This is a genomic window from Nonomuraea sp. NPDC049784 (assembly GCF_040659615.1).
Taxonomy (GTDB): Bacteria; Actinomycetota; Actinomycetes; order Streptosporangiales; family Streptosporangiaceae; genus Nonomuraea.
The window spans coordinates 1-2,723 of the sequence record NZ_JBFAMX010000964.1 but is presented as its reverse complement, the minus strand read 5'-3'; the positions used below and the strand labels follow the sequence as shown (position 1 = coordinate 2,723).

Genomic DNA, 2,723 nt, shown 5'->3' with positions numbered 1-2,723 from the left:
CGGCGTTGGTGTGGCCGCTGCTGTGCGGCCTGGCCAAGGCGAAATACCACCTGCTGCTGTGCGAGCCCGTCACGGGCGAGCAGGCCGAGCGGATGGGCCTGGTCAGCCTGTGCGTGGACGACGACCAGGTGCACGACAAGGCCATGGAGATCGCGGTCAGGCTCGCCTCCGGCGCCCAGGAGGCGATCAGGCTGACCAAATACTCGCTCAACAACTGGCTACGCCTGGCCGGGCCGACCTTCGACGCCTCCCTGGCCATGGAGTTCCTCGGCTTCACCGGCCCAGACGTGGCCGAGGGCGTGCGCGCGTTGCGGGAGAAGCGGCCGCCGTCGTTCGGCTGACCCACGGGTGTGTGCTTCCCCCTGCTTCGGGTAGCGGGGAGAGGACGGGGCGGCCTGGGGCGCGCGGTTGTCGAGGGCCTGTTCACCGAGGCCGAGAACGTTGCTCCGGGGACGAGGCAGAGACTCACCCCGGCCTGCGCGCACCATGGCCGCCTCCTTTTACTTTAAGTCCGGGGCCTGCGCGCATGGAAGACGAAGGCAGGAGGGGTGTTGCGCCAAACCGTACGCCCCGGCACGACCTCCTCGAACCGCTCGGCCAGCAGCGCGCGGAAACGCCGGGCCGAGCTCAGCGGGATGGCGTGAATGTAGGAGAACGTCGTGAACGCCGCCCCATGGTTCATCGCCGACGTCACCGCGTCCAGCAAGGAATGCTGCAACTCCTGCGGGAACGCCGCCCACGGCAGCCCGCTCACCACCACGTCCGCCTGCCGCAGCCCGCGCTCGGCCAGCAGGTCGCCCAGCCGGGCCGCGTCGGCGTGCACCACGTCCACGGCCGGGAACCGGGCCGCCAGCAGCCGCACCATCCGCTCGTTGACCTCCACGGCCAGGTGGTGACCGCGCCCGCCCAGCCGCTGCTGGATCTCCTCCGTGAAGGGGCCTGTGCCGGGGCCGAGCTCCACCACTGTCGGCTCGCCGCGCTCGGGGATGGGCGCGCAGACAGCCGAGGCGAGCCGCCGCGAGCTGGGCGCGACCGCCCCGATCGTGGCGGGGGCGCGCAGAAACTGGCCGAGGAAAAGTGCGGTGTCGTTGGACATGCCCCCTAAGCCTAGGGCGAGATCTCTCCCAGGGGCTCCCTCATCGGGGCGGATCTCTGGCCAGATGGAGGAGGCGGGGTCCTCCGCGCGGAGGATCAGGCCGTCAGGCCGGACGGATACCGTGTGGGCATGCGTTGGCGTGGTTGGCCGCTGGATTTCCTGCTCGCGGTCTCGGGCGTGGGGCTGGATCTGTTGACGACGGCACACGCGGGTGACACCGAGTTCCTGCCCGCCGGGATGAACGTCCCGATGGCGCTGCTGGCGGGCCTGCCGATGGGATTCGTCCGGAGGTGGCCGGTGCCGGTCAGCCTCTACCTGGCCGGATTCCTGATCCTGACCGACCAGCTCGAGTCGTTCACGTCCAACACGGTGCAGATCCTCGTCTGCGTCGCGGTCGGGGTGGTGGGATACCGCTCCGGGTGGCGGGCCGTCACGGTCGCGGTGGCTGCCACGATCATGGCGACCGCGGTCAACATGGCCGATCCCGGCATCGCGCTCACGGCGAACACCTGGGTGTACTCGGTTTTCTTGCCGGTCTTCCCCGCCTTGCTCGGGGCGTACCTGCGCAGCTCCGCGGGGCGGCTGGAGGAGCGGGATGTCACGCCCGACGCGCTGCTGGCGGCCGGCGGGGTGGCGATCACCGTGCTGAGCACCTGGACCAGCTGGCACACGGGCAGTCAGCCCGTCTGGATGGTCGGGCTGCTCGCCGTGGTCGGGGGCCTGTCACTGGGCATCGCCAGGCGGCTGCCCGGGCTGGTGTTCCTGATGCAGGGCGTCCTGCTCGTCGCCGCCGACACCTACCTGAACGAGGCCGTCAACACCTGCGTGATCCTCACGCTGGTCGCGATCGGCGTATTCGCGATGCGGGTGAGCTCCTGGGCGTGGACGCTGGTCGCGTACTTCGCGGGCTGCATGCTGACCGCGATCGCCGTCGTCGGCGCGGACACCCAGGTCACCGGGTTCCGTGTCGGGATCCTCATGACGTTGGTGGCCACGCCCATCGCGATCGGCCGCTACCTCGGCATGCGGCAGGCCGCGACGGCGGCCGAGCGGCTGCGCGCCGAGGAGTCCGCCAGGGCGGCGCTCGCCCAGGTGCGCGCCGACCAGCTCGCCGAGCGCGAGCGCATCGCCCGTGACGTGCACGACATCGTGGCCCACCACGTGGGGGCGATGGTGCTGCGGGCCGGCGCCGCCCGCTACACCGCCCCCGACGGCCCTGTCGCCGACGCCCTCACCGACATCCGCGAGACGGGGCACCAGGTGCTGCAGGACCTGCGCGACCTGCTCGACCTGCTGCGCGACCCCGAACGCCAGCCCGACCTGCTGGCCAATCCCTCCGACGTGGTCCGCGAGGCCGCCGAGCGCATGGCCGCCGCCGGACTCGTCGTGGACCTCGACCTCGACCCCGCCACCGACCAGGCCCCGCTCATCGCCCGGGCCTCCGCCGCCCGTATCGTCCAGGAAGGACTCACCAACGTGCTCAAACACGCCGGCCCCGGCACCCGGGTCCGCGTCGCCGTCACCCCGTCGAAGGAAGGGCTGTCGGTGGAGATCCGCAACGGCCGCCCGGCGAGCGCCGTCGAACGCCTGCCCTCGTCCGGGCGCGGCCTGGCCGGCATGCGCGAAC

At 71.7% G+C, this 2,723-nt stretch carries 3 protein-coding genes; 2 read left to right on the top strand and 1 reads right to left on the bottom strand.

The window, feature by feature from the left end; translation table 11 throughout:
- On the top strand, window positions 1-341 hold a 341-nt coding region (locus tag AB0J09_RS61770; protein WP_360713417.1), incomplete at its 5' end, for an enoyl-CoA hydratase-related protein.
- A gap of 164 nt (window positions 342-505) precedes the next feature.
- Here AB0J09_RS61770 and AB0J09_RS61765 read toward each other — a convergent pair.
- A complete protein-coding gene (locus tag AB0J09_RS61765; RefSeq protein WP_360713415.1) occupies window positions 506-1,096 on the bottom strand; it encodes a methyltransferase domain-containing protein in 591 nt (196 codons plus the stop codon).
- A gap of 129 nt (window positions 1,097-1,225) precedes the next feature.
- Here AB0J09_RS61765 and AB0J09_RS61760 point away from each other — a divergent pair.
- On the top strand, window positions 1,226-2,723 hold a 1,498-nt coding region (locus AB0J09_RS61760; protein ID WP_360713413.1), incomplete at its 3' end, for a histidine kinase.